The 25,332-nt window shown below is 71.6% G+C and carries 21 protein-coding genes; 8 read left to right on the top strand and 13 right to left on the bottom strand.

All coding sequences use genetic code 11. From position 1 onward, the window contains the following. Window positions 1-188 precede the first annotated feature (188 nt). The 3 genes from phnA (at window position 189) to ACFYWS_RS03860 (ending at window position 4,087) form a co-directional block, all read left to right on the top strand. A complete protein-coding gene (gene phnA / locus ACFYWS_RS03870) occupies window positions 189-1,469 on the top strand; it encodes a phosphonoacetate hydrolase (RefSeq protein ID WP_389269171.1) in 1,281 nt (426 codons plus the stop codon). Between the two features lie 102 nt (window positions 1,470-1,571). Then, window positions 1,572-2,918, top strand: a complete 1,347-nt coding sequence (locus ACFYWS_RS03865; RefSeq protein ID WP_389269169.1) for an MFS transporter — start codon at window positions 1,572-1,574, stop codon at window positions 2,916-2,918. Between the two features lie 29 nt (window positions 2,919-2,947). Next, a complete protein-coding gene (locus ACFYWS_RS03860; protein ID WP_389269167.1) occupies window positions 2,948-4,087 on the top strand; it encodes a TIGR03364 family FAD-dependent oxidoreductase in 1,140 nt (379 codons plus the stop codon). Between the two features lie 74 nt (window positions 4,088-4,161). On the opposite strand, the gene ACFYWS_RS03855 is transcribed toward ACFYWS_RS03860, so the two are convergent. Then, window positions 4,162-5,646 carry an aldehyde dehydrogenase family protein gene (locus tag ACFYWS_RS03855; protein WP_389269165.1) on the bottom strand — a complete coding sequence of 495 codons (1,485 nt, stop codon included), beginning with the start codon at window positions 5,644-5,646 and terminating at the stop codon, window positions 4,162-4,164. 154 nt (window positions 5,647-5,800) lie between these two features. After that, complete coding sequence (locus ACFYWS_RS03850; RefSeq protein WP_389269163.1) at window positions 5,801-6,631, bottom strand: helix-turn-helix transcriptional regulator; 831 nt, start codon at window positions 6,629-6,631, stop codon at window positions 5,801-5,803. 109 nt (window positions 6,632-6,740) lie between these two features. Here ACFYWS_RS03850 and ACFYWS_RS03845 point away from each other — a divergent pair, with 109 nt between their 5' ends. Continuing rightward, window positions 6,741-8,222: an MFS transporter gene (locus ACFYWS_RS03845; RefSeq protein WP_389269161.1), complete on the top strand. Its 1,482-nt coding sequence runs from the start codon at window positions 6,741-6,743 to the stop codon at window positions 8,220-8,222. Between the two features lie 23 nt (window positions 8,223-8,245). Here ACFYWS_RS03845 and ACFYWS_RS03840 read toward each other — a convergent pair whose 3' ends face one another. From ACFYWS_RS03840 to ACFYWS_RS03800, 9 genes are all read right to left on the bottom strand, one after another. Beyond that, a complete protein-coding gene (locus ACFYWS_RS03840) occupies window positions 8,246-9,334 on the bottom strand; it encodes a sulfite oxidase (RefSeq protein WP_389269159.1) in 1,089 nt (362 codons plus the stop codon). A gap of 76 nt (window positions 9,335-9,410) precedes the next feature. Further along, the gene (locus tag ACFYWS_RS03835) at window positions 9,411-11,030 is read right to left on the bottom strand and encodes an acyl-CoA dehydrogenase family protein (RefSeq protein ID WP_389269157.1); all 1,620 of its coding nucleotides are present in this window, start codon (window positions 11,028-11,030) and stop codon (window positions 9,411-9,413) included. Next, window positions 11,027-12,250, bottom strand: coding sequence for an acetyl-CoA C-acetyltransferase (locus ACFYWS_RS03830; RefSeq protein WP_389269155.1), 1,224 nt, complete (start codon window positions 12,248-12,250; stop codon window positions 11,027-11,029). Before ACFYWS_RS03830 ends, ACFYWS_RS03835 begins: the two co-directional genes overlap by 4 nt. A 49-nt stretch (window positions 12,251-12,299) precedes the next feature. After that, window positions 12,300-13,040, bottom strand: a complete 741-nt coding sequence (gene fabG, locus ACFYWS_RS03825; RefSeq protein WP_389269153.1) for a 3-oxoacyl-ACP reductase FabG — start codon at window positions 13,038-13,040, stop codon at window positions 12,300-12,302. 8 nt (window positions 13,041-13,048) lie between these two features. Beyond that, window positions 13,049-14,320 (bottom strand): CoA transferase, encoded by a 1,272-nt coding sequence (locus ACFYWS_RS03820; protein ID WP_389269151.1) that lies wholly within the window; start codon window positions 14,318-14,320, stop codon window positions 13,049-13,051. A 39-nt stretch (window positions 14,321-14,359) separates the two neighbouring features. Beyond that, entirely contained in the window at window positions 14,360-15,130 is a 771-nt protein-coding gene (locus tag ACFYWS_RS03815) for an enoyl-CoA hydratase/isomerase family protein (protein WP_389269149.1), read from the bottom strand. Further along, window positions 15,127-16,272, bottom strand: a complete 1,146-nt coding sequence (locus tag ACFYWS_RS03810) for an acyl-CoA dehydrogenase family protein (RefSeq protein ID WP_389269147.1) — start codon at window positions 16,270-16,272, stop codon at window positions 15,127-15,129. The genes ACFYWS_RS03815 and ACFYWS_RS03810 overlap by 4 nt, the downstream gene beginning before the upstream one ends. A 23-nt stretch (window positions 16,273-16,295) precedes the next feature. After that, complete coding sequence (locus ACFYWS_RS03805; protein ID WP_389269145.1) at window positions 16,296-18,452, bottom strand: acetate--CoA ligase family protein; 2,157 nt, start codon at window positions 18,450-18,452, stop codon at window positions 16,296-16,298. 46 nt (window positions 18,453-18,498) lie between these two features. Then, a complete protein-coding gene (locus ACFYWS_RS03800) occupies window positions 18,499-19,824 on the bottom strand; it encodes an MFS transporter (protein ID WP_389269143.1) in 1,326 nt (441 codons plus the stop codon). Window positions 19,825-19,973: 149 nt separating this feature from the next. Here ACFYWS_RS03800 and ACFYWS_RS03795 point away from each other — a divergent pair, with 149 nt between their 5' ends. Continuing rightward, window positions 19,974-20,876, top strand: a complete 903-nt coding sequence (locus ACFYWS_RS03795; RefSeq protein WP_389269141.1) for a LysR substrate-binding domain-containing protein — start codon at window positions 19,974-19,976, stop codon at window positions 20,874-20,876. 28 nt (window positions 20,877-20,904) lie between these two features. Here the strand turns inward: ACFYWS_RS03795 and ACFYWS_RS03790 are convergent, their stop codons facing one another. Both ACFYWS_RS03790 and ACFYWS_RS03785 read right to left on the bottom strand, forming a co-directional pair. Continuing rightward, a complete protein-coding gene (locus tag ACFYWS_RS03790) occupies window positions 20,905-21,738 on the bottom strand; it encodes an alpha/beta fold hydrolase (RefSeq protein WP_389269139.1) in 834 nt (277 codons plus the stop codon). Then, on the bottom strand, window positions 21,738-23,264 hold the full coding sequence (locus ACFYWS_RS03785) for a carboxylesterase/lipase family protein (protein WP_389269137.1): 1,527 nt from the start codon (window positions 23,262-23,264) through the stop codon (window positions 21,738-21,740). Before ACFYWS_RS03785 ends, ACFYWS_RS03790 begins: the two co-directional genes overlap by 1 nt. A 95-nt stretch (window positions 23,265-23,359) precedes the next feature. Here ACFYWS_RS03785 and ACFYWS_RS03780 point away from each other — a divergent pair, with 95 nt between their 5' ends. The 3 genes from ACFYWS_RS03780 to ACFYWS_RS03770 are packed head-to-tail and all read left to right on the top strand — an operon-like array spanning window position 23,360 to window position 25,282. Next, entirely contained in the window at window positions 23,360-23,971 is a 612-nt protein-coding gene (locus ACFYWS_RS03780) for a TetR/AcrR family transcriptional regulator (RefSeq protein WP_389269135.1), read from the top strand. 49 nt (window positions 23,972-24,020) lie between these two features. Further along, window positions 24,021-24,632: a class I SAM-dependent methyltransferase gene (locus ACFYWS_RS03775; RefSeq protein WP_389269133.1), complete on the top strand. Its 612-nt coding sequence runs from the start codon at window positions 24,021-24,023 to the stop codon at window positions 24,630-24,632. 53 nt (window positions 24,633-24,685) lie between these two features. Then, window positions 24,686-25,282 carry a gamma carbonic anhydrase family protein gene (locus tag ACFYWS_RS03770; protein WP_389269131.1) on the top strand — a complete coding sequence of 199 codons (597 nt, stop codon included), beginning with the start codon at window positions 24,686-24,688 and terminating at the stop codon, window positions 25,280-25,282. The last annotated feature ends 50 nt before the right edge of the window (window positions 25,283-25,332 follow it).

Here is a 25,332-nt window from a genome sequence, read left to right as displayed (position 1 = left end):
ACTACTGATCAGCCGGACAGGCCCGCGGACCGGTCGGACAGCACCGGCGCACACCATCGTCCGGGCCCGCCGGGCTATGGCGGCCATAGCGAACTTCGTGGTTCTGCACCCCGGAACGCCGGTGGTACCCATGGATCCGAGGGACGCACCACGGCTCCCGCACCTACGACCAACAGGGGTGGACGTACATGAATCCTGTCGCCGGCACCACATCGCAGACCTCCGCCGACGGCCGGCTCACCGTGAACGGGCGGGGCTACCCGCGCCCCGGCCGTCCGGTCGTCGTCGTCTGCATCGACGGCAGCGAGGACGCCTACCACGAACGTGCCATCGCGGACGGCCTGATGCCGTTCACCGAGTCCATGCTGGCGCGCGGCAGCGATCTGCGCGGCGCCTGCACGATGCCCTCCTTCACCAACCCCAACAACCTCTCCATCGCCACGGGCGTGCCACCGGCCGTCCACGGCATCTGCGGCAACTACTTCTACGACGCCGAGGCCGGCGAGGAAGTCATGATGAACGCGCCCGAACTGCTGCGCGCGCCCACCCTCTTCGCCGCCTTCTCGCAGACCGGCGCCAAGGTCGCCGTCATCACCGCCAAGGACAAGCTGCGCCGCCTGCTGGGCAGCGGGCTCGCCGAAGGCGGCATCTGCTTCTCCGCCGAGAAGGCCGACCAGGTCACGCTCGCCGACAACGGCATCGAGAAGGTCCTGGAGTCCACCGGCTTCGAACTGCCCTCCGTGTACAGCGCGGAGCTGAGCGAACTGGTGATGGCCGCGGGCTGCGATGTGCTGGCACGCGACAGGACCGACCTCATGTACCTGTCCCTGACCGACTACATCCAGCACAAGCACGCCCCCGGCTCCCCGGTCGCCAACCGCTTCTACGCCATGCTGGACCGCTACTTCGAGCGGATCGATGCGCTCGGCGCCGTCCTCGTCGTCACCGCCGACCACGGCATGAACGCCAAGTCCGACGCCGAAGGCGAGGCGCGGGTCGTCTTCCTGTCCGACTGGTTCGACGCGGCGACCGGCGAAGGCGCCAGCCGGGTCATCCTGCCGATCACCGACCCGTACACCGTCCACCACGGCGCCCTCGGCTCCTACGCGACCGTGCACCTGCCGGACGGCGCGGACCGGGACACACTGCGCGAGCGACTCGCCGCGGTCGAAGGCGTCGACGCCGTGCTCACCCGCGAGCAGGCGTGCGCGCGCTTCGAACTGCCCGGCGACCGGATCGGTGACCTCGTCGTCATCGCCGAGCGCAACACCGTGCTCGGCACGACCGCGGCCCGCCACGACATCTCCGGCTTCAAGGAGCCGTTGCGCTCGCACGGCGGACTGACCGAACAGCGCGTTCCGGTCCTGGTCAACCGGCCCGTCGAGCTCCCGGCCGGACACCGGCTGCGCAATTTCGACGCCTACTGGATCGGCTGCCACGCGGCGGCGGGGGAGTCGCTCTCCGCCTGACCGCAGCAGGGGCAGTCGGTATCTGAACTCCGGCCCCGGCGCGCCGCCGAGGTGCGCGCCGGGGCCGTGCCATATCCGGATCCGCCGAGGATGGGACTCCCCATGGCCGAAACCGACCCACCAGTCAGCGACCCACCAGGCAACGATCCTCCAGCCAACGATCCACCAGTCACCACCCGCGAGGCCCAACGCACCGTCCATCCGCAGCTGGTGAGCCCCCGGCTGCGCTGGCAGATCTTCGCGGTCACCTGGATCGCGTACGCGGGCTTCTACTTCGTCCGGCAGGCGTTCTCCGTCGCCAAGCTGGGCATCCTGGACGATCCAGTCCTCTCCCACACACTCAACGAACGTGTCCTCGGTGTCATCGACGCGGTCTACCTCGCCGCGTACGCCATCGGGCAGTTCGTGTGGGGAGCGTGGTCCGACCGGTTCGGCCCGCGCGTCGTCGTCATCACCGGCATGGTCGGCGCGATCGGCGCGGGCCTGCTGATGGGTGCCTCCACCGAGCTGCTCGTCTTCGGCGGCGCCATGGTGATCCAGGGCCTGTCGCAGTCGGCCGGCTGGGCGCCGCTGTGCAAGAACATGGGCTCGTTCTTCCCGGTCGCCGAACGCGGCAGGGTGCTCGGATTCTGGTCCACCAACTACGCGTTCGGCGGCCTCGCCGCGCCCCCGTTCCTCGGCTGGCTGGCGTACTCCGTCTTCGACAGCTGGCACGCGGCGTTCTTCTGCGGTTCCGCGACACTCGCGGTCGTCCTCGTGCTCTTCGTCCTGTTCCAGCGCAACGCGCCCGAGCAGAAGGCGAGTTCGGGCCCGGCCGCCGACAAGAAGCGGCGCGGAGGCGGCCTCGCCCTGTACCGCAAGACCCTGCGCGACCCCATGGTGCTCACCCTGGGCGCCGCCTATTTCCTGCTCAAACCGGCCCGTTACGCCATCCTGCTGTGGGGCCCGGTGCTCGTCAGCCAGCGGCTTCCCGACGTCGGCAAGGTGGGTGCCACGGTCATCCCGATCGCCTTCGGCGCCGCGGGCGTGGTCGCGCCGATCGCCGTGGGCTGGGTCTCGGACAAGGTCTTCCAGTCCCGCCGGGTGCCCGCGTGCGTCCTGTCGCTGGCCCTGCTGACCGTGGTCCTCGGCCTGTTCATCCCGCTCACCGCGACCGACAGCGTCGGTGTCATGGTCGCGCTGCTCGCCGTGATCGGGCTCTCCGTGTACGCCGCCGACTCGATGATCTCGTGTGTCGCGGCGGTGGACTTCGGCACCGAGGACGCCGCGGGCACCACAGCGGGCCTGGTCAACGGCTGCGGCTCGGTCGGCGCGATCCTCGGCGGCCTGCTCCCCGGATTCCTCTCGGGCTCCGCCCTGTTCCTCATCTTCGCCATCGCCGCCGCGCTGGCGGGCGCGGTCATGGTCCCGCACTGGAACCGCCGCCCGCGCACGGCCGACGCGCAGTGACACCAACTCCCGTTGAAAGGCAGACACACATGAACCGTCAGCACGCGGACACCGTCGTCGTCGGAGCCGGAATCGTCGGGCTCGCCCACGCACTCGCCGCCGCACGCCGGGGCCGCAAGGTCGTCGTCTTCGAGCGCGACGACTTCGCGGTGGGTGCCTCGATCCGCAACTTCGGGATGATCTGGTCCGTCGGCCAGCAGCGCGGCAAGGTGTACGAGCGGGCGCTGCGCAGCCGCGAGGTGTGGCTGGAGGTCGCCGCGAAGACCGGCCTGTGGGCGCCCGAGAGCGGCTCGCTCCATCTGGCCACGCATCCGGACGAGGTCGCGGTCCTGGAGGAGTTCCTGCAGCTCAGCGACGCGGCCCGGGACCGGGGCGCCCGGATGATCACCGCGGAGGAGGCGGCGGAACGCTCCGGGTTCGTACGCCGGGACGGCCTGCGCGCCGCGATGTGGAGTCCGACGGAGGTCAACGTCGACCCGCGCCGGGCGATCCCGGCCGTCGCCGAGTACCTGGCCGCCGAGTACGGCGTCGAGTTCCGCTTCGGCACCCACGTACGCGGCATATCGATGCCCACCGTCTCCACCACCGGCGGCGACTGGGACTGCGCACAGGTCTTCGTGTGTTCCGGCAACGACTTCGCCTCGCTGTACCCGGAGGTGTTCGCCGACAGCGGTCTCACCCGCTGCAAGCTCCAGATGATGCGGACCGCCCCGCTCGCCGGCGGCCGGGCACTCGGCCCGATGCTCTGCGGCGGCCTCACCCTGCTCCACTACGCGGCGTTCGACGGCTGCCCCTCGCAGGCCGCACTGGCCGAACGGATGGGCGCACAGCGGCCGTTTCACCGCGAGCACGGCATCCACGTGCTCGTGTCGCAGACGGCGGACGGACGCATCACGCTCGGCGACTCGCACGCCTACGGGCCCACGCTCGACCCGTTCGCGGACGGCGCGGTGGACGACGCGGTCCTGGAGTACCTGGACACCTTCGCCGCACTCCCGCCGGAGGCGGAGGTCACCGAGCGCTGGGTCGGCTTCTACCCCTCGCTGCGCGACGGCCGCACCGAGCTGGTGGTCGACCCCGAGCCCGGAGTCACCGTCGTCAACGGGGTCAGCGGGGCGGGCATGACGCTCTCGTTCGGCCTGGCCGAGGAGACACTGGCGACGCGCTGAGGCGGGTACACGGCGAAAGGGCCGGCCCCTCCCGCAGGGGCCGGCCCTTCCGCCGCGTACAGCGACTCATTGCCTCAGTACGAGATGCAGGCCGAGTGCCACGCCGTATAGAAGTCGAAGACCTCCGGCGAGCACTCCGGCGGACCGTACTGGCTGGCCTTGTCACCTACGTGCGGCAGATGCGCGTACGCGCCGACACCGGGCCGGTTGACGTGCAGCATCCCGGCCTCGAAGCGATCGAGGGCCTCGAACGCCCGGGTCTGCGACGCGGTGAACACGGTCCCGGACATGCCGTACTTCACCGAGTTCGCGATCCGCAGCGCGTCGTCGAAGTCCTCGGCGTCGACCACCGCGAGCACGGGACCGAACACCTCTTCCTGGGCCAGCTCCGCGTCCCACGGCACGTCCCGGATCACGGTCGGCTGCACATAACAGCCCTCCGCCAGATCCGGGCGCTCCTCGCGGCCGCCACCGCACACCACCTTGCCGCCGTCCCGCTGCGCGCCCGCGATCGCGGCGAGCGCCGCGTCGAGCCGTGCGGGGTCCACCACCGGGCACAGTTCGGAAGCCGCGTCGAAGCCGGGACCCACCCGCAGATGCGCGACCCGGGCGACGAGCCGCTCCAGGAACTCCTCGCGCACCCGTACGTCGACGACGGCCCGGCTGGTCGCCGAACACCGCTGCCCCGCCTGGCCGAACGCCCCGTGCACGACGGCGTCGACGGCCTTGTCGAGATCGGCGTCGTCGCACACCACGACCGCGTTCTTGCCGCCGAGTTCGAGCTGGGTACGCAGCAGCCGGCCGGCGCCGCCCGTGTGGATCGCCGTGCCGACGGGCAGCGAGCCGGTGAAGCTGATGCCGGCGACCGCCGGATTGGCGACGAGCGCCTCACCGGCCGCCGCGTCGCCCTGCACCAGGTTGAGCACCCCGTCCGGGAGCCCCGCCTCGTGGAAGACATCGACCAGCAGCGCCGAGGTCAGCGGCGTCAGCGGCGACGGCTTGAGGATCGCGGTGCAGCCGGCGAGCAGCGCGGGCGCCACCTTCCACATCGGGATGGCGAGGGGGAAGTTCCACGGCGCTATCAGCCCCACCACGCCGATCGCCTTGCGGAAGGTGTACGCGAACGTACGCTCCTCCTCGGCCGGGGCGGTGACCCCGCCGAGCAGCCGGGCCTGCCCGGCCGTGAACTCCAGGACCGCCATGGCCCGTTGGACCTCACCGGTGGCCTCCTTGAGCAACTTCCCCTGCTCGCGCGTGATCGCGTACGCCAGTTCCTGCGAGCGCCGCTCCAGGACGCGCAGCGCCTTCATCATGAACGCCGCCCGCTTGATGGGCCCGATGCCGCGCCAGTCGTCGAGCGCGCGCCGGGCCTCCTCGACCGCGAGGTCCACATCGGCGCCGCCGGACTCCGCGAACTCGCCCAGCACATCGGAGAAGTCGGCCGGGTTCACATCGGGGCGCCGCTGCCCCGACTGCGCCGCGACCCACTGCCCCCCGATGTGATTCTCCGTCAGATGCCCCGCCACTTCGAATCGTGTGTCGCCCGGTGCCACAGCCATGCCCCTGCTCCTTCGCAGCCGGTGGGATCGTCACCGCCACCTTCGCCCCGCCAACGGCGGGTGAACAATGGGTGATCTGCGAATACCGGGTATAGGGGGCTGCTATCGGGTGTTCGATGGCCCCGTCGGGCTCGTCGTGAATCCCCGGTACGAGCTACCCGAGCAGCTCGCGCAACGCATGTGCCGAGCCGGGGTCGTTGGGGGTGTACAGCTCCACCCGGTGGTCGGGATTGTCGGGCTGGAGCCAGACCTGGTAGGTCACGCCCAGCGCGCCCGCCCGCGGGTGCTGGAGGTGCATGGGCGCGGTCGTGCAGTCGCGGACGTCGCCCGCGGCCCACAGCTCGGCGAAGGTGTCGCTGCCCATCATGATCTCGCCGAGCAGCGCGGCGAGCCGCGCGTCGGTGGGGTAGCGGCCCGCCGTGAGCCGCAGATAGCCGACGTGGATCTCGGCGAGCTCGGTCCAGTTGCGGTAGAAGTCGCGCGCCTCGGGGTCCAGGAAGAACCCGCGGACGACCGACGGGCGGCGGTCCGGGGCCCGGGGCGCGTCGAAGTCGGAGCCCTGCCCGAACAGGGCGTGCCCGGCGCGGTTCCAGTCCAGGATGTCGCCGCGACGGCCGAGGATCACCGCCGGGGTGGCCTCGTCGATGGCCGCGAGGAGCGCGAGGACGCGGGTGTCAGGTGTCTCGTCCGGGGGCTCGACGAGCCGTGAACGCCCCGACTGACGGGCGAGGTTGTGCAGATGGGCGCACTCCACGTCGTCGAGCCGCAGCACCCGCGCCAGCGCGTCGAGGACCTGCTCCGATGCGGACTCGGCGAGCCCCTGCTCAAGCCGCGTGTAGTAGCCGGCGCTGACCCCCGCGAGCTGGGCGAGTTCCTCGCGCCGAAGACCGGGGACCCGCCGCGAGGTGCCGTACGTACGCAGGCCGACGTCGTCGGGTGTGACGCGGTCACGGCGGTTCTTGAGGAACGCTCCCATGCTCTCCATGTCTCAGACGGTAGGCCGTCGAGGAGCGACACGGGGGCCCGGAGGGTGTACCTGCGAGGTGTACCCACGCCAGTGGGATGGCTGCCGAAGGCGACCGACGCGCAACGTGATGGCCATGACGACGACACAGACACCCCCGCAGGACACGGCACCGACCCGCCGCACGGGCCTGCGCTCCTGGCTCGGCCTTCTCGTGGTCCTCGGGCCTGTCCTCCTGGTCTCCATGGACGGTTCAATCCTGTTCCTTGCCATGCCGAGCCTGTCCCAGGCACTCGCGCCGAGCGCGGGACAGGCGCTGTGGATCCTCGACGGCTACGGTTTCGCCGTCGGCTCCCTGCTGATCGCCTTCGGCAATATCGGCGACCGGTACGGGCGACTGCGCCTGCTGATGCTGGGGACCGCCGTCTTCGGGCTCGCCTCCGCGGCCGCCGCGCTCGCACCGACGCCGGAACTCCTCATCGTGTTCCGCGTGTTGATGGGTGTCGCGGGCGCCACGCTCCTGCCCTCCGCGCTCGCCGTGCTCAGCGAGCTGTTTCCCGACACACGGACGAGGGCGAGGGCGATCGGGATCTTCGCGGCGACGTTCGCCGCCGGTTTCGCGGTGGGGCCCGTCGCGGGCGGACTGCTCCTGGAGCGCTTCTGGTGGGGTTCGGTGTTTCTGGTGAACCTGCCCGTCGTCGCCCTGTTCCTGGTCGTCGCCCCGGTCCTGCTCGGCGAGGTGCGGGCCGCGGGGACGGGCCGGGTCGACGTGCCCAGTGTGGCCGCGTCCGCCGCCGGTCTGCTGTCCACGATTTACGGCCTCAAGCACCTCGCGGCCGAGGGCTTCGCCGTGCTGCCGGTGGCCTCCATGGCGGTGGGTGTCGCCCTGCTCGGCTGGTTCGCGTCCCGGCAGCGTGTGCTCGACGAGCCACTGATCGACTTCTCGCTCTTCCGGGACCGCGTCTTCACCGTCGCGATCATCACCGGCCTGCTCCCGCTGGCCGCCTGGTCGGCCGCCGCCTACCTGACCGGTGTCTACTTGCAGTCCGTCCTCGACATCGGCGTCCTGCGGGCCGCCCTGCTCGCCCTCCCCGGAGCGGCCGTGCTCACGGTCACCTCGGTGGTCGTGCCCGCCGTCGTCGAACGCCTCGGCAAGCGGCGGGTTCTGATCACCGGTCACTTCGCCGTCGCCGCCGGACTTCTCGCGCTGCTCGCCACCACCGTCACCGGCGGCATCGGCTGGTACATCGCCTCGACGGCCGTCGCCGGCGTCGGCTACGGCATCTCCTTCGCGGTGGTCGCCGACACCGCGGTCGGCGCGGTCCCCGCGGAGCGCGCCGGTGCGGCGGGCGCGATCGCCGAGACCAGCAACGAGATCGGCAACGCACTGGGCATCGCCGTCCTCGGCTCGCTGGCCGCCCTGGTCTTCCGGCTACAAGGCCCCGGCCTGGCGCCCACCCTCGACGAGACGCTCAAGGCCGGTGCGGACGCCGCGGCCACGGCGGACGCCAAGGCGGCCTTCCTGACCGGACTGCACCTGGTGGCGTTCACCGCGAGCGCCCTGCACCTCGCGCTGGGGGCGGCGGCCCTGCGCTGGCTCCCCAAGAAGTAGCCGCCCCGCAGTGCCTCAGCCACCTATGACGCCACCCGCACCGGATGCTCCAGAATCTGGTTGTTGAGGTAGCCCAGCCGGTTCCACGGGACGTGGTCCGGCTGGGTGCGGCCCGTGTCGTCGGTGGCGCGGACCGAGAGGGTGTGGTCTCCCGGGGCCGGGGTCCACGGGAACTGCCAGCGCGTCCAGGCGCCCGCCTCCGAGGAACCGGTGAGCCGGGCCTCCTGCCAGGGGCCCCGGTCGACGCTGTACGCCACCGAGGCGATGCGCTGCTCCCCGGCGAACGACCGTCCTCGTACGACCTGGGGCTCCGGCTTCAGGTGTGCGGGCCAGTCGAGTTCCACCAGGCTGGTCACCGGGAGTTCGTTGATGGGTGTGCCCAGGACGGGGCCGTTCGCAGGGTGTTCCGGGCCGATGAGGACGTAGTCCTCGGTGTTCCAGGGGACGTGGATCGGGCGACGCGACACCTCGATGCGGCCGACCCACTTGATGCTCGCCGCGCCCAGCCAGCCGGACACCACGACCCGGGCCGGGAAACCGTGGTCGGGCGGCAGCGGCTCGCCGTTCATGGCCAGGGCCAGGAGTGTGTCGTCGGCCATCGCCTTGTCCAGCGGCATGGGCCGCCGGGCCCCGCACTCGTCCAGCGCCACCGGCATGACATCGTGCGCGTCCGCGGTCACCCCCGCCGCCTCCAGCAGGTCCCGCAGCCGTACGCCGGTCCACTCGGCGGTGCTGACCGCGCCGCGGCCCCACGGCGTACCGGCGATGCGCTGCCCGTGCTGCCGGCCGAACAGCACCCGGCGGTTGCCCGCGCACTCGATCGTGCGCGTGACGGACACCAGCGGAAACGCCCGCCACAGATCGTCGTAGCCGAACGTGACGGGCGAGCGGACCGCGTCGCCGTCGATCCGAAGGGACCACTGGTCGGCGTCGATGCGGGGCGTGGGGGAGTGACTGCGGACGAAGAAGCGGTCGTTGGGGGTCAGATGGCCCGGCATCCGGTCCGCCCGCGTACCGAAGTCGAGTCCGGTACCGGTGTCCTCCATGAACTCGCCCGAGGTCGGCTTGACCACTCCGGGCACTGCGCTGATTGCCGTGTCGGTTGTCGTCATGCCCTCAGCTTCGGCCCGTGGTGTGCGGGCCGGTAGCCGCTTGTTCCCTATGAGCCCATAAGCGCGGTCTATGTCCTTAAGGGGTTGGGGTGTCCTGCGCCGCTCCCTTCGCCAGCTGCCGCGCGATCACCCGCAGCGCCAGCACCTCGTCCGCCCCCTCGAAGATCGACAGGACACGGGCGTCGACGAACAGGCGGGACACCGCGTACTCCTCGGCATACCCGTAGCCGCCGTGCAGCTGCTGCGCCTCGCGGGTGACCCACTCCGCCGCCCGGCAGGCCAGCTGTTTGACCTGGGCGGCGGCCAGCACACCGTCGCCCGCGGTGATGGCCCGCGCGGCGGTGGCGGTGAACGCGCGGCAGGCCGCGATGTGGGCGGCCATGCGCGCCAGCTTGGCCCGAGTGAGCTGGAAGGAGGTGAGGGGGTGGCCGAAGACGGGGCGTTGGCGCGCGTGGTCCACTGCCAGTTCCAGGGCCGCCTGCATCACGCCCACCGCGCGGGCCGCCGTCTGAAGGCGGGCGTTGGCGAAGGCCTGCATCTGCAGGTAGAAGCCACGGCCAAGCCCCTCGTCGAGGCCGATGAGGTTGCCCGCCGGAACGCGGAAACCGTCGAAGGTGACCTCGTACGAATGCATGCCGCGATAGCCGAGCGTGCGGATCGCGCGGCCGGACGCCGAACCGCCACCGTCCTGCGTGACCTCCCACTCGTGGCCCGGGAAGGAAGGCTTCTCGACGACGAACAGGGACAGACCGCGGTGGCCCGCCGTCCGGTCCGGCTGCGAACGGGCCAGTACCAGAAGGTAGTTGGCACGCCCGGCGAAGGTGCACCACGTCTTGACGCCGTTGAGGACCCAGTCGTCGCCGTCGCGCACGATGGTCGTGGTGATGCCGCCAACGTCCGAGCCGTGATTGGGCTCGGTGACGGCGACGGCGCACAGCTTCTCGCCGGTCGCGATCAGAGGAAGCCACCGTCGGCGCTGCTCCTCGGTGCCACCGCGCGCGATCGCCGTACCGATGATCTCGGGCCGGGTGATCAGCGAGCCCGCCGCGCCGAGCGAGGCCCGTGACAGCTCCTCCGTCACCACGACCATGCTCAGCAGCTCGTCGGCGCCGCCCTCGGCGAAGCCCCCGTACTCGGCGGGGATCGACAAGCCGAAGCAGCCCATCTCGGAGAGGCCGTCGACGATCGCGTCCGGGATGTCCTCGTCGCCCGCGTGGATGGCGTCGGCGACCGGCTTCACCTTCGCCTCGGCGAAGTCACGGAACGTGGAGCGCACCAGCTGCAGTTCGTCGGAGAGATGGCGCGCTGCCGCCTCACCACCGGCCGCCAGGACGCGTTCGGCGACGGCGTCCAGGAGCGCGGGCGCGCGCCCAGCGGCGACGTGCTCGGCGACCGCGTCGAGCGCCGACGTCCCGTCGATGCCCCACAGGGCCTCGCGGCCCGCCGCACGGCCCGCCAGGTCGGCCGCCGTGTCCGCGGCGAAGAGCAGCGCCAGGTCCGCCTCCGCCGCGCTGTGCGGGCCCAGGTCCAGCAGGTGGCGGGCGGCGGCGACCGCCGAGGACACCGAGGCGATGTCGTACGGAACGGTCTGGTCGTCGTCACTCGCGGGGGCCGCGGCGAGGCGAACGGAGGCCTTGGCGACCACCTCCTCCAGTGCCTCGACCAGCGCCGTCGCGCGCACCAGCGCGGTGGTCACGACGTCACCCGCTCGAAGACGGCCGCCAGGCCCTGCCCGCCGCCGATGCACATGGTCTCCAGGCCGTACCGGGCCTCGCGGCGGTCCAGTTCGCGCGACAGCGTGCCGAGCATCCGCACACCGGTCGCGCCGACCGGGTGACCCAGCGAGATGCCGGAGCCGTGCACGTTGGTGCGCTCCAGGTCCTTCTCGCCGAACTCCCACTCGCGCATCACGGCGAGGGCCTGCGCGGCGAATGCCTCGTTGAGCTCGATGAGGTCGATGTCCGAGAGGGTGAGCCCGGCCCGGTCGAGGGCGACGGCGCTCGCCGGGACGGGGCCGATGCCCATCGTCTTCGGCGGCACACCCGCCACACCCCACGACACCAGACGTACGAGCGGCCGCAGGCCCAACCGCTCGGCCCGCTCGGGAGTGGTGACCACACACATCGCCGCCGCGTCGTTCTGCCCGCTCGCGTTGCCCGCGGTGACCGTGGCCTCCGGGTCGGAGTGGCGCAGGATCGGCTTGAGACGGCCCAGGGACTCCAACGACGTGTCGGCGCGCGGGTGTTCGTCGGTGTCGATGACGGTTTCCTCGTCACCGCGGCGCCGGCCGGGCACCGTCACGGGCACGATCTCCTCGGCGAGGACACCGTCCGCCTGCGCCCGCACGGCGCGCTGGTGGGAGGCGAGGGCGAGCCGGTCCTGTTCCTCGCGGCCGATGGCGTACTCGCGGCGCAGGTTCTCGGCCGTCTCCAACATGCCGCCGGGCACCGGGTAGTGGCGGCCCCCGGCGGTGGAGCGGGCGCGCGCGAGGCCGTCGTGCAGTTGGACGGCGGCGCCCTTCGCGCCCCAGCGCATGTCGGTGGAGTAGAACGCGGCGTTGCTCATGGACTCCGTGCCGCCCGCCACGACGACGTCGTGCACGCCGGTCTGCACCTGCTGGGCGGCGTACAGCACGGCCTGAAGGCCCGAGCCGCAGCGGCGGTCGAGGTGGAGGCCGGGGACGGTGACGGGCAGGCCCGCGTCCAGGGCGACGACACGGCCGATGGCGGGCGCCTCGCTGTTGCCGTTGCAGTGGCCGAGGATGACGTCCTCGATGGCCTCGGGGTTGAGGCCGGTGCGATCGAGGAGGCCCTTGAGAGCGGCGACGCCGAGGTCGACGGCTGTCAGCGTCTTGAACATGCCGCCGTAGCGGCCGATGGGTGTGCGGACGGGTTCGCAGACGACGGCTTCACGCATGGGTGCTCCTTACCGGGTGAGGGGTGCGCGTAGGGGCTGACGGTTCAACTCACATGAAACGGCCGCCCGTTACCTCCAGGACCGTGCCGGTCATGTACGAGGACAGGTCCGAGGCCAGGAACAGCGCGACGGAGGCCACCTCCTCTACTTCGCCCGCGCGCCGCATCGGGATCTCGGCCATCTTCTGGTCCCAGGCCTTCTGCGGCATCGCCTCGGTCATGGCGCTGCGGATCAGGCCCGGCTGGATCGCGTTGACACGCACACCATGGTGGGCCATCTCCTTGGCCGCGGCCTTCGACAGGCCGATGATGCCGGCCTTGGCGGCGGAGTAGTTGGTCTGCCCGACCATGCCGACCTTGCCGGACAGCGAGGAGATGTTCACGATCGCGCCGTGCTTCTGTTCGCGCATCACGGCGGCGGCCTTGCGGGTGCCGTTCCAGGTGCCCTTCAGGTGGACGTCGATGACCTGGTCGAACTCGTCCTCGGTCATGGTGCGCATGGTGGCATCGCGGGTGATACCGGCGTTGTTGACCATGATGTCGAGGGAGCCGAAGGTGTCGATCGCGGCCCGGATCAGGGCGTCCACCTGGGCCGCCTCGGTGATGTCGCAGCGCACGGCGTGGGCGACGGCGGGGCCTCCGAGTTCCTTGGCGGCGGCCTCGGCGGCGTCCAGGTTGAGGTCGCCGAGCACGACCTTCGCGCCCTCGCGGACGTAGGCCCTGGCGATGGCGAGCCCGATGCCCTGGGCGCCGCCCGTGATGACTGCGGTCCTGTCGGCCAGTAGTGCCATGAGTCTCTTCAGCTTCCTGTGGTCGTGACGGGGTGCGGGTGCGCGGCTCGGCGGGGGCGGATGACGCCCGCCTCGCCGAGTTTCTCCAACTCGGCTTTGCTGAGACCGAGTTCGTCGCGGAGAACATCGTCGGTGTGCTGGCCGACCGTGGGCGAGGGCTCGGGCGGGGACTGGGTGTCGTCCATGACGACGGGGGAGCCGGGCGCCCAGTGCGCGGGGATGCCGCCCTGGCCGACGCGGGCCATCAGCGGGTTCTCGCGCAGGAGTTGGGCATCGTCGGCGGCCAGGTCGGCGAAGCTGCGGTACGTGGACCACAGCACGCGCGTGCGGCCGAGTGCCTCCTGGGCCTCGGCGAGGGTGTGTGCCGTGAACCAGTCTGCGAGCAGTTCGCCGAGGACCTTGCGGTGGGTGTAGCGCGCGAACTCGTCCGCGAAGTCGGCGCCGAGCGCGCGGCCGACGGCCTCGACGGCGCCGGTGAGCCCGGTCGCGGCCAACAAGCTCTGCCAGTGCCGGCCGGTGAGGGCGACGAGCATGAGGCGGCCGCCGTCGGCGGTGGTGAAGTCGCGGCCGAAGGTGCCGTAGACGTAGTTCCCGGAACGGGCGCGCGGGGCCGAGCCGAGCTGGGCCTCCGCGAGGTAGCCGAGGTTTCCGGCCGTCGCCAGAGCCACGTCCTCCAGCGCGACGCGGACCTGCTGCCCCTCCCCGGTGCGCAGCCGGTACCGTTCGGCGGCGAGCAGTCCGACGGCGAGGTAGAGCCCGGCGGCCACGTCCCAGGCGGGCATCAGGTGGTTGACCGGGTCGGGAGTGCTTTCCGGGCCGGTGAGCTGGGGAAAGCCCGTGGCGGCCTGCACGGTGTAGTCGACGGCGGCCGAGCCGTCCCGGCGGCCCGTGAGCAGCACGTGGATCAGGTCGGGGCGGCGGTCCGCCATGGCCTCGTACGAAAGGTCCTGGTAGCGCTCGGAGTTCGCGAGCACGATGCCGCCGCCCGGACCGCCCCCGGTGGCCAGGCCCGCGACGAGCTCGCGCCCCTCCTCGCTGCGCAGGTCGACCTCCACGGCGCGCTTGCCCTTGTTCAGTCCGGACCAGTACAGGCTCGTGCCGCTGTCGGCGAGCGGGTGCCGGGTGCGGTCCGGCGCGCCGTTCAGCGGCTCGACGCGGATGACGTCGGCGCCCAGTTGAGCCAGTGTCATCCCGCCGAGCGGGCTGGCCACGTAGCTGGACAACTCGACGATCCGCATGCCCTCAAGGGGGCGGGAGCGGGACGCCGTGGGGTGAGGCACGCGCTCTCCTCTCATTCCGTACGGGTATGTGGTGCGGGCTCAGGCCGGGAAGACCGGTCGGCGGCGTTCCAGGAACGCGGCCCGGCCCTCCAAGAAGCCCGCGCCGCCGAGCAGTTCGACCTGCGCCTCGGCCTCCGCGTCGAGGACCGCGTCCAGGTCCTGCGCCTCCTGGGCGAAGATCCGCTTCGTCGCGGCGACCATGGCGGGGGACGCGGCGGCGAGCCGCTCGGCCCGCTCCCGCGCCCGCACGGCCACCTTCTCGCCCTCGACGATCTCGCTGACCAGGCCGATCCGTTGCGCCTCGACGGCGTCCAAGTCCTCGCCGAAGAGGATGAGTTCCTTGGCGCGGGCCGGTCCGACGCGCTGCGCGAGGCTCCAGCTGAGACCGGTGTCGGCGGTGAGCCCGATCTTGGCGAAGGAGGCCGCGAACCGGGCGTCCTCGGCGGCCACGACGTGGTCGCAGGCGGCGGCGAGCCCGAGGCCAAGGCCGTACGCGCCGCCGCGCACCGCGGCGACCACCGGTTTCGTCGAGCACACCAGGGCGCGGGCCACGTCGCCCACGACGGCGAGGCGTTCGCGGGCGACGTGCGGGTCCTGCGACATGGAGCGGATGTCACCGCCCGCGCAGAACACCTCGCCCGCGCCGGTCAGCACGATCGCCCGGCACTCCGGATCCCGCTCGGAGTCCCGCAGCGCGGCGAGCAGTTCGCGCCGGTCGGCGAGGTCGAGGGCGTTGCGGCGGGCGGGCCGGTTCAGGGTGAGGGTGTGGACAGGTCCCTCGCACGTCACGTCCACGGCGGGTTCGATCATGACCGGGCCGCCCGCAGCAGCTGCTTGGCGATGATGACCTTCTGGATCTCGCTGGTCCCCTCGTAGATACGGAACAGCCGCGCGTCGCGGAAGCAGCGCTCGACGACGGTGCCGCGCATGTATCCCATGCCGCCGTGGATCTGTACGGCCAGGTCGGCGGCCTTGGAGACCATCTCGGAGCAGAACAGCTTGGCGGCCGACGGGCGGATCCTCACGTCCTCGCCGGAGTCGTACTTCTCGGCGGCGTCGAGGACCATGGCCCGGCCCGCGAGCACACCCGTCTGGATCTCGGCGAGCATGCCCTGGACGAGCTGGAACTCGCCGATGGGGCGGCCGCCCTGCTTGCTGGTCGCCGCGTGGGCGACGGACTCCTCCAGGATCCGCTCGGCCATCCCGACGCACAGCGCTGCGATGTGCACACGCCCGCGTACGAGGGACCGCATGGCCGTGCCGAAGCCCGCGCCCTCCTCGCCGCCGACGAGCGCGGCCTTCTCCACCCGTACGTCGTCGAAGAACACCTCGGCGGTCCAGGCGCCCGCCTGCCCGGTCTTGGCGTCCTTCGGGCCGACCGTGACGCCCGCAAGACCCGCCTCGACGAGGAACACCGAGATGCCCGTCGTCCCGGACGCCTCCTCGCCGGTGCGCGCGAAGACCACGAACAGGTCGGCGAGCGGGGCGTTGGTGATGAACCGCTTGCTTCCGTTGATGACATAGCCGTCGCCCGTGCGGACGGCGCGCGTGGTCAGGCCCGAAGGGTCGGAGCCCGCCTCCGCCTCGGTCAGCGCGAACGACGCGACGGCGCCCTCCGCGAGCCGGGGCAGCCAGTGCTTCTTCTGCTCCTCGGTGCCCGCGTTGTCGAGGACCTTGCCGGCGATGCCGTTGTTGGTGCCGAACATCGAGCGGAAGGCGGGTGTCGTGTACCCGAACTCGAAGGCGAGCCGGACGTCCTCGGACAGGCTCGCCCCGAGGCCCCCGTACGCCTCCGGCAGCGTGTATCCGAACAGGCCCATCTCGACGGCCTTGCGGCGGACGTCCTCCGGTATGGCGTCCGTCTCCTCGATCTCGTCCTCGCGCGGAACGACGTTCTCCCGTACGAGGGTGTGGACGGCGGCGACGACCGCCTCGAACTCCTCGGCTTCCATCGTGAATCTCCTTTCCGGATAGGTCAGTTGAGAGGGGTGAGGTGCGCCAGTGCGTCCACCGCGAGTGCGCCCTCGCCCGCCGCGCCGAGCAGCAGCGGGTTGACGTCCAGCTCCGCGAGCTCGTCGGCGAGGTCGGCGGCCAGCCAGGACAGGCGGGCGATCGTGTCGGCGGCGGCCTCGACATCACGGGCGGGCTTGCCGCGCACCTCGCCGAACAGGCGGCTGCCGCGCAGGGACAGCAGCATGCGGCGGGCGCCGGCCGGGTCGACGGGGGCGACGGCGACCCGGCTGTCGGCGAGTGCCTCGACGAGGATGCCGCCGAGCCCGGTGACGACGACGGGGCCGAACACCGGGTCGTTCTTGACGCCGACGATCAGTTCGGTGCCGCTGCCTTCGGCCATCCGCTGGACGAGCACGCGGGCGTCGTCCACACCCGCCTCACGGGCGATGCGCAGCACGTCATCGGCCGCCTCGCGCACGGCGTCCGCACCGTCGAGGCCGAGCCGGACGCCGCCGATGTCGCTCTTGTGCCCGATCCGCTCGGACAGCAGCTTCACGGCGACGGACCCGCCCAACTCCTCGGCCGCGGCTGCGGCTTGATCCGGAGTCGCGGCCGGTCGCGAGGCGGCGGTGCGCACTCCGTAGGCGGCGATGACCCGCGTCGACTCGTACTCGTCGAGCTGGGTGCGGCCCTCCGCGCGGGCGCGGGAGAGGACGGCGCGCGCGGCCTCGGTGTCGACGTCCGCGGGCCGTACGGGGGCGGGCAGCGCGGGCCGCATGCTGAAGTCGGCGAGCAGGCCGAGGGCGCGGGCCGCCTGAGCGGGATCGGTGTAGCAGGGGATGCCCAGCTCGCGCAGCCGGGTGCGGGGACGGCCGCTGCCGCCCGTCCACACGACGACGAAGGGACGCTCGGTCGAGCGGTACGCCTCGTCGAGGGCCTCGATGAGCGTGTCGGCGCAGTTGTCCGCGCAGCCCAGGAGCACGGCGATCATGTCGGTGCCCGGGTGCTCGACGGCCACCTTCAACGAGCGCCGCAGGATGTCGGGTTCGGCGACAAGGGTGCCGGTGAGGTCGACGGGGTTGCGCGGGGACCCGTAGACCGGGATGGCGGCGGCCATGGTGCGCTGCCACTCCTCGTCCCAGGCGCGGACCTCGATGCCGTGGCCCGCCGCCGCGTCCGCCATCAGGGCGCCCGCGCCGCCGGAGACGGACAGCGAGGTGAGCCTGCGCCCCGCCGCGCGGCGGCCGGTGGAGAAGATCTGGGCGGCCTCCAGCATGGACTCGGGACCGTCCACGCGCAGGATGCCGTACTGACTGACCGCACCGTCGAAGACGGCGTCCTCACCGGCGAGCGAGGCCGTGTGGGACTGGGCGGCGCGCGCGCCCGCCTCGGAGCGGCCGACCTTGACGGCGATGATCGGCTTGTCCCGCTCGTGCGCCTCCCGGGCGGCGTCCAGGAGACGGCGGCCGCCGGTGACACCTTCGAGGTAGGCGAGGATCACCTTCGTATCGTCGCTGCGCACCAGGCCGTCGACCAGCTCGGCGACCGAAAGGTCCAACTCGTTACCGGTGTTGAGGTAGTGGGATATCCCGATGCCGAGGTTCTGGGCGGCGTTGAAAACGAAGCCGCCGAAGGCGCCGCTCTGGCTGAGGAAGGCGATCGGCCCCTCGACGAGGTCGGCGTCCTCGTCGAGCGCGGAGGTGAAGGTGGGCAGCGCCCGCTCGCGGGAGGCGATCATGCCGAGGCAGTTGGGGCCGAGGACCCGCACCCCGCTCTCGGCGATCGCCGCCCTCAGGTCCTCCTGCAACTCCACGCCACGGCCGCCGACTTCGGCGAAACCGGAGGCGCCCAGGATGGCGGCGGGGATGCCTCGGCGGCCGCAGGCTCGGACGGCGTCGGCACACTGCTCGGCCGACAGCATGATCATGGCGAGGTCGATGTCCCCGTCGATGTCGTCCAGGCCGCGGTAGGCGGTCAGGCCCTGCACCTGATCGCGCTTGGCGTTGACGGGAAGGATCCGGCCCGCGAACCCGAACCGCTTGAGGTAGTCGACGGGCCGTCCCGACAGCTTCGTCGGGGTGTCGGAGGCGCCGAGGATCGCGATGGAGCGGGGATGCAGGAGGGCGTGGAGCGGGTTCAGGGCGTCGTCGGTGTAGGGGTGGGCTGCGTGCTGCTGCACGGTTTCTCCTCGGGACTGCGAGACACGAAGTACGAGTAGGGGAAGGTCAGTTGACGGCAGCGGACGACGCCTCGGCCTGTTGCTCCTGGTCGATGGTCCTGGCCGACAGGGTGAGGAAGGCGCGGGCCGCGACGAGCGAGATGACTCCGAGGAGGACCACGAACAGGACCGGGAGCACGATCGTCCCGGAGGCGGACAGCAGCGACTGGAGGATGACCGGCGCCAGTCCGCCGAGCACGCCCGCGAGCCCGTACGCCGTGGAGATGCCGGTGTAGCGGACCTTGGCCGGGAAGGCCTGGGCGAACATGCCCGCGATGATCGCGTAGTACATGACGTCCGGGATGGTCGCGAGGACCGCGCCGGTCACGGCGAGCGGGAAGCTGCCGGTGCCGATGAGGGCGAACATGACCGGGATCGTCGGGATCTGGCAGGCCAGGATCACGGTGACGGCCTTGCGGACGCCCCAGCGGGTGGCCAGCACGGCGCCGAGCGGCTGCACGAAGAACTGCACGATGCTGGCGACCAGGATGACGGTGAGGAAGTCCTGCCGGTCCATGCCCACTTCGCCGGTCGCCCAGGACAGGGCGAAGGTGTCACGGGCGTAGACGATGGCGAAGACGGTGAACGCGGCGCCGACACCGAGCAGCAACAGCTTGGAGTGCTCCCGGAACAGCGTGACGACCGGCACCTTCACGGTCTGGTCGGCGGCCCGCAGCGACACCATCGCCGGGGACTCCTCCAGGCTGAGCCGGATCACCAGGCCGATGATCACCAGCAGGGCGGAGGCCAGGAACGGGATCCGCCAGGCCCACGCGAGCAGTGCGTCGTCGGAGAGCCGCCCGACGGCGAGGAAGGACAGCGTGGCCAGGATGCGGCCCGTGGGGGAGCCCTGCTGGGCGAAGGCCGCGAACATGAAACCGCGTTCCTTCTTGGCGTGTTCGGTCGTGATCAGGACCGAACCGCCCCACTCACCACCGAGCGCGATGCCCTGCACCGTACGGAACAGGGTCAGCAGGATCGGCGCGGCCACACCGATCTGCCCGTACGTCGGGAGACACCCGATGCCGACCGTGCTGACACCCATCAGCAGCAGCGTGGCGACCAGCGCCTTCTTGCGGCCGAGGCGGTCGCCGAGGTGGCCGAAGAGGATGGCGCCGAGCGGGCGGGCCAGGAAGCCGACCCAGAAGGTGACGAAGGAGAGCAGTACGCCGACCGCCGGGGGTACGTCGGCGAAGAACAGCGGGGCGAACACCAGGGCGGAGGCGGTGCCGTAGACGTAGAAGTCGTACCACTCGATGGTCGAGCCAAGGTAGGAGGCCCAGCCCGCCTTGCGGGCCATCTTCTCCTCTGCGGGAAGTCGTGTGCTCGGCATCTCGTCGCGTCCTTCCGGTCGATGCAACGTGATCGCGCTCACAGGGAAGCTATGGCTGCCGACTGGTTTCGTCTAACACCAAAGTTCCCTACCGTTGATTCGGCTGCGCGACACAATCACTGATGACCTGCGAGGGAACGGGAGTTCACGTGGAATTGCGGCACCTGCGGTCGTTCGTGACGGTCGCGGAGGAGCTCAACTTCCGGCGGGCGGCGGAGCGTCTGCGGATGTCGCAGCCACCGCTGTCCCAGCAGATCAAACGCCTTGAGCACGAGGTCGGCGTCGCGCTGCTGCGCCGCACCACGCGGCAGGTGGCCCTCACAGCGGCGGGGGAGGCGTTCCTCACGGAGGCGCGGCGGGCGCTGCGGGCCGTGCAGGAGGCGCCGGTCGCCGCGCGCCGGGCCGCGAGCGGGCAGACCGGTGTGGTGCGGCTCGGGTTCAGCGGGCCCACCTCCCACGAGGTGCTGATCCTGATGACCCGGAAGTTCCGCGAACACCGCCCGCGCGTCCGCCTGGAGATCCACGGCCCGGTGTACGGAGGCGAGTTGGTGACACGGCTCACCGGCGACGAGATCGACGCGGGCCTGATGCGGCTGCCGGTCGCGGGCACCGGCATCCAGGCACGCGAACTGACCCGGCACGGCATCGTGGTGGCCCTCCCTGCGGGCCACCGACTCGCCACGCGCCAGGATGCCGGCGTGTCCGACATCCTGGAGGAGCCCGTCGTCAGCCACCCCACCAACCGGGGCGCGGGCATCGTGGCACTGATCCACAGCGCCTATCTGGCGCACGGGTCGAGCCCGCGCATCGTCCAGGAGGCGCCCGACACCCACACGATCCTGACGCTGGTCGGCGCCGGTGTGGGCATCGGCTTCGTGCCGTCCTCCGCCAGCCACCTCAAGGTCCCCGGCGTGGTCCTCATCCCGGCCCGCGACATCCCGCCCCTGCCGCTCGCCCTGGCGTGGCGCGCGGACGACCCGAATCCGGCGCTGCATGCGCTGATCGATCTGCTGGATGAGATCGCGGCGGACTGCGCGGGTTCCACGGGGTGACCGGGCAGGGGCGGTCAACCAGGGGCGGTCAACGGCCCCCGGAGTCGAAGCCCCCGCGACCGTTGTCCGCAGAGGCCCGCCGCCAGAGGTCTCGCAGGGCCGCGTTGACGGCGGCGGGTTGCTGGGTGTGCGGGTAATAGCCGGGCAGGCGCAGCAGCCGGGCACCGACGGCGGACGCGACGGCCTCGGCACAAGCGATCAGCGGCTCGCCGGCGTAGGTGCGATACGGCCCCGGTGCGTCCTGCCAGGTCCCGCAGATCACCAGCGTCGGCCACGGGGCGGCGCGCAGCGGTTCCAGGGGGACCGTCGCCTCCCACACCGGGCGTTCGCGCATCGACGTGGCGACGGCCCGCAGACGCTGCGGAGTGGGGGCGGGCATGGCCACGCCCAGTCCCTCCGTGGAAGCGCGCAAGTACTGCTCCGGCGTGACGGAATCCGGCACACCGGCGCTCTCCCGTACCCGGCGCAGCATGGCCTCGACCGTCGGGTGGCCGGCCGCCGCGGAGAACGCGGCGGGCTGGATCAGGGCCAGCGAACGCACGAGGTCGGGCCGGCGGCCGGCGGCGAGCATGGCCGCCAGGCCGCCGTTGCCGTGACCGACCAGGTGTGCGCCGTCCTCCTGGCGCGCCAGGAGTTCCACCAGGTCGTCGGCGTCGGTGTCGAAATCGCTGCGGTCGGTGTCGGGGCTGCGGCCGTAGCCGCGGCGGTCAACGAGCAGCAGGCGGCGACAGTCGGCCAGCGGTCGTTGGGCGGCGAAGCCGTACGCCTCGTCGTCGCCCCACGTAAAGATGTTGTGCGCGAAGACCGCGGGCGCACCGTTGCCGTTGGTCTCGCCCCAGGTCGTCACATGAACGATGGCCATCAGGCTGCTCCGCTTCCCGCCTTCGAGAGGTCGAAGGGGGCGGGGGTGTGGCCGTCCCAGATCCGGCGGGAGGCCTGTTCCGGGTAGGGCAGGGTCTCCGGAACGACGTCCATGACGCGGGTGAGACGCCGGTCAGGTCGGTGAGCGGCCCATCCGGCGTCCTCGGTGGTGACGAAGCGGATCCATGCCTCCCTGAACGCGCGGGAGAGTACGAGGGCCTCGGAGGTCGGCTTCTCGCCGAGGAGCTGCCTGCCGACGGGACTGTCCAGGGTGCCGAACGCCAGCGGAATGTCGAGGCTGTGGCACGCGCCCAGGGCGCCACCGAGGGCGGGAGTCGACCAACACAGTTCGAACAGGTACGAGATGCCACCGGCCGCGGCGTTCGCCTCGGCGAGCTGCTGTGACGGCATCCGGAAGAGCGCGTCGGAGTACACCGTCTCCATCAACTCCTCCGGGTCCGCCTGCGGGAACTCGGCGCGGTAGCGGTCCGCGCCGTGCGGCTGCGGGGCGAGCAGTTCCAGGGCCGCGCGGGCATCCTGTTCGGTGAAGGTTCCTCGCCGTCCGCTCATGACGCTGAAGAACCGGAACTCGTCGCGTGCGTGGCCGACGAGCAACTCAATACCCCGCGCGCGCCCGCCACTCAGGGCGGGCCAGGGCGTCTCGGGGAGGACCTCGCCGTCGACCACCGGGCACAGGGCGGTGCCGGTCTCGGTGAGCCGTCCCCAGCGCTCCCGGTGCGCGTGGAGGCCGGCGTTGAAGGACGTGAGCTCTGCCGCGAGGTGCCAGGGGTCGATGTCGCGCCATGCCGCGGCGGTGGGGGCCGTCGCGCCGAGCCGGTCGGAGAGTGCGGCGGTGGCTTGCCGTGCCAGCGCGGGAGTGCTGTGCAGTCCCGGCACCGAGTGGGCGATCGCCCGCCGGAACAGGCCGCGCGCCCGCGGCATGGTCAAAAGGGCGGCGACCGACCCAGCCCCGGCGGACGTTCCGCCCACAGTGACCTGGTCGGGGTCCCCTCCGAAGGCGGCGATGTTCCGCCGAACCCACTTGAGCGCCGCGATCTGGTCGAGGAAACCGCGATTGGGCGGAGCGCCGTCCAGGTACGCGAAACCCTCCGCGCCCACGCGGCAGTTGATGGTCACCACGACGATCCCCGCCTCGGCCAGCGCCGCCGGGTCGTACATCGGGTCGCCCGAGACCGCCGAGAGGTAGCCGCCGACGGGGATCCACACCAGCACCGGCAGCCCGGCCGACCCTGGGTCCGGAGTGCCGATGTCGAGGGTCAGCCAGTCCGTGCCCTGCGGTGGGCCGGTGTCGACCGGGAGGGACAACGGCACGACAGGACCGAACTCCGTGGCCTGTCTCGTCCCCGCCCAAGGGTGTGCGGGGGCGGGTGCCGCGAAGCGGAGCGCTCCGACCGGGGGCAGGGCGTAGGGGATGCCTCTGAACACCGCGTGGCCCTGCCGCCGGCGCCCCTGCACCACGCCTTCGACGGTTCGCACTCTTGGCTGCTCGGGCAGTCGCAGAGACATGACACTTCCCCTCATCGAGTGGACCAGGTAATAAGTCATCTGTATTATGTCAACCGTATTGGAAAGTGTTCCTGGCGGCAAGGGAGGGGTCGGCGATGCCGAAACAGGTGGATCATCGCGGGCGCCGCGAAGCCATCGCCCGCGCGCTGTGGCGCGTGGTGGAGCAGCGGGGTGTGTCGCATCTGACGATGCGTGTGGTGGCGCAGGAGGCAGGCATCTCCCTCGGGCAGTTGCAGCACTACTTCGCTTCCCGGGCCGCCATGCTCTCCTTCGCCATGGACTTCGCCTCCGAGCAGACCTCGATGCGAGTCGAACGGAATCTCGCGCAGCTGGGTGACCGCCCGCACCCCCGCGACGTCCTGCGGCTGACACTCGCGGAAATGCTCCCCCTGCACGCGGACGCCCGCGCCACCAGCCGGATGAGCGCCGCCTACGTGCTGGAGGCGCTGCACGACGAGGCCGTTCACGAACAGGCGCGCCGCGGCCTGCTGCAAGGGCGGGACCTCGTCGAGCAGCTGATTCGCCAGGCGATCGCCGACGGGCACATCGACGCCGCCCGGGACCCGCACGCCGAGACCAACCTGCTCCTGGCCCTCACCGGCTTCACCCCCCTGATCGAGCTCGGCGTGGTCGGCCCCCAGGAGGCGCTCGACGCGATCGACGTGCATCTGGACAGGCTGTTCAGCGGGGACGGCCAGAGCGTGTGAGGGGCGGGCCCCGCAGGTCCGCGCGGCGACGCGACCTATAGTCGGCTTCATGAGTCGTTGGCAGGAACTGACCGGTGGAAAGTCCGGCGGCGAGTACGCCGCCCGCTTCGAGGCACTCGCGCGCAGCGGGAAGGACATGCATGGAGAGGCCTCGTTCTGCGCCGCCCTCGTACCCTCCGGAGCCCGCGTGCTCGACGCCGGGTGCGGCACAGGGCGGGTCATGATCCGGCTCGCGGAACTGGGGTACGACTGCGTGGGCATCGACCTCGACGCCTCCATGCTCGACGTGGCGCGGGAGCGGGCGCCCCAACTGCCCTGGTTCCAGACCGATCTCGCCGAGTTCGACCCGGCCGCGCTCGGCATCGCCACGGACTTCGATCTCGTCGTCGCCGCCGGCAACGTCCTGCCACTGCTCACCCCCGGCACCGAGGCGACGGTGGTCGAGCGCCTGGCCGCGACCCTGCGCCCGGGCGGCCTGCTCGTCGCGGGCTTCGGCCTGGACGCGGCCCACCTGCCCGTGCCACCCACCATCACGCTGCCCGAGTACGACGCCTGCTGCGAGGCGGCCGGACTGACCCTCGTGGACCGGTTCTCGACGTGGGACGCCGCGCCGTACGACGACGGCGGCTATGCGGTCAGCGTCCATCGCGCCGACACCTGAAGAGACCCGCGTGGACGTGCCCTCCGTCACCGCCTGCCCTACGCTCCATGGGCATGCTGATCGAGCACCGTGGAAAACGGCCCGTGGTCCCCGAATCCGCCTACGTCGCTCCGTCGGCCGTGCTGTGCGGTGCGGTCGTCCTGGGTGAGCGCGCGCGTGTCCTGCACGGAGCCGTCCTCACCGCGGAGGACGGCGAGGTGCGCACCGGCCGGGACGTCGTGGTGATGGAGAACGCCCTGGTACGGGGCAGGGGGCGGCACCCCGCCGTGCTGGGTGATTCCGTGCTGATCGGGCCGCACGCGCACATCAACGGGGCGCGCGTCGAGGACGAGGTCTTCGTGGCCACAGGAGCGTCGATGTTCCCCGGCGCGGTGGCGGGGACACGGTCGGAGCTGCGGATCAACAGCGTGCTGCACGTCAACTCGCGGCTGGGCCCGGACACCGTCGTGCCCATCGGCTGGATCGCTGCCGGTGACCCGGCGCGGCTGTTCTCTCCAGACCAGCACGAGGAGTTGTGGGAGGAGCAGGAAGGCTTGGACTTCCCGGGCACCGCCTACGGTGTACCGCGCGGCACACCGATGCGGGTGGTGATGGAGCGTCAGATCGACTTCTACGGCGAGCACATGGACGACAGGGCCCTGCCCGACTGACGGGTGTGCGTGTGCGTGTGCCGTGCGGGGCAGGGCCGGGCCGGGCCGTG

This window comes from Streptomyces sp. NPDC002795 (genome assembly GCF_042888725.1).
In the GTDB taxonomy this organism is placed as follows: Bacteria; Actinomycetota; Actinomycetes; order Streptomycetales; family Streptomycetaceae; genus Streptomyces.
The sequence above is the reverse complement of the archived record's forward strand: the minus strand, read 5'-3'. Positions and strand labels throughout refer to the sequence as shown.